The following is a 1,379-nucleotide window of genomic DNA, read 5'->3' as shown; positions in this document are numbered from 1 at the left end:
CCTGCTGAGAGTGACCCAGGTGAGCGACGGACGGCCGGTGGTTGGCGGCCAGGAGCTGCGTGAGCAGCTTCTGGACATGGAGCGCGCCGGGGTTCAGAGCGAGCCTGCGGCACGACCCTCTTGCGCCTCCGGCGCGCGGCGCTTCGCGCCGATCCGGCCCGCTTCGCGGGCGTCCTCCTGTCTCGCTGCGCTCGACGAGCACCCGCCGCGCTTACGGACCCCCCTCCCCCACCGTCAAGGACGCTTCGCGCCCCTCCGGGGCCGCCTACGGCGGTCCTTGACTGCGGGGCCCCTGGGGGCCCTCCGGCGCGACTACAGGGGCAGGCTCCGCCCGCCCCCCGCCATGCGGCGGGTGCCGACCACGTTCTCGCGCAAGGACTTCCCGCCGTGGCTCACTTCTTCGCCCACCACAACCACTGCCCCAAGTGCGAGGGCCTCCTCCTCGATCCTGAGCCCACCTCGTTCGGTGAGGTCGCCCGCTGCCTGGTCTGCCGCGAGGACGTGGCGCTGTGAGGCCGGCCAGGGGCCGGCACGCCCGCACGCGCGCCAGCGCGGAGGACGAGCCGGCGCGTGGCCTGCCGGTCAGCGCACCCCCTCGACGACTGCCACGCCGCGCTCGTCGCGCGTTCCGCCTGGCTGACCTGCTCGGTCTCCCTCGGATCCAGTGGCAAGGGCCGAGCGCAGCGAGGTCCGCGGCAGCCTCGTCGTCCAGGTCCTCGTCGACCAGCTCGTCGAGGACGATGGAGGTGCGTACGGCTGTTGGCACCGGTGAGGGGGTAGGGACGTGGGTCTGCGCGACGTGATCAGCAAGGCTGCCCAGGGCCGGATGCTCAAGGCCATCCAGCTCGGCCACGAGCCGGAGTTCTTCCAGGAGACGTACACGCCGAAGTACTCCAAGGTCACCAGGCCGGTGACGCCCAAGACCGGAGCCGCGATCCGGTGCTCCTGCGGCTGGCGCTCGGCCCGGGCGTACGAGAAGAAGCAGGGCGCGGTTGGTGCGTTCGTGTGGCATCTCGAAGAAGTCCTGGCCGACACGAAGCGAAATGCTTCCTGAATCCCTTTCCGGGGCCGATGATGTGAATGCGTGGCCAGCTCGCTCGCCCGTATCCGGCTAGTCCCCGGAGCATCCCGTCGCAGGGGTTTCAGAGCCGTGCCGATGTGGTGGAGCACGGCGCCGTGGGACGTCCTGGACCAACCTCCCGCCAGCGGCCCCTGTCTGAGCCTCGGGACGGTGATACCGAGGCAGCCTGGTCCTGCTGAGAGTGACCCAGGTGAGCGACGGACGGCCGGTGGTTGGCGGCCAGGAGCTGCGTGAGCAGCTTCTGGACATGGAGCGCGCCGGGGTTCAGAGCGAGCCTGCGGCACGACCCTCTTGCGCC

Annotated in this window: 2 protein-coding genes; both read left to right on the top strand. The window is 71.1% G+C overall.

From position 1 onward, the window contains the following. The first annotated feature begins 387 nt into the window (after nucleotides 1-387). Complete coding sequence (locus tag ACRYRX_RS22565) at nucleotides 388-513, top strand: hypothetical protein (protein WP_432515443.1); 126 nt, start codon at nucleotides 388-390, stop codon at nucleotides 511-513. Between the two features lie 271 nt (nucleotides 514-784). Further along, nucleotides 785-1,054 carry a hypothetical protein gene (locus tag ACRYRX_RS22560; RefSeq protein WP_432515442.1) on the top strand — a complete coding sequence of 90 codons (270 nt, stop codon included), beginning with the start codon at nucleotides 785-787 and terminating at the stop codon, nucleotides 1,052-1,054. Nucleotides 1,055-1,379 lie beyond the last annotated feature (325 nt).

The sequence above is a fragment of the Kineococcus lubricus genome (assembly GCF_050871965.1).
Lineage (GTDB): Bacteria > Actinomycetota > Actinomycetes > Actinomycetales > Kineococcaceae > Kineococcus.
Note: the sequence above shows the minus strand (reverse complement) of the source record. Positions and strands in the feature narration are given on the sequence as shown.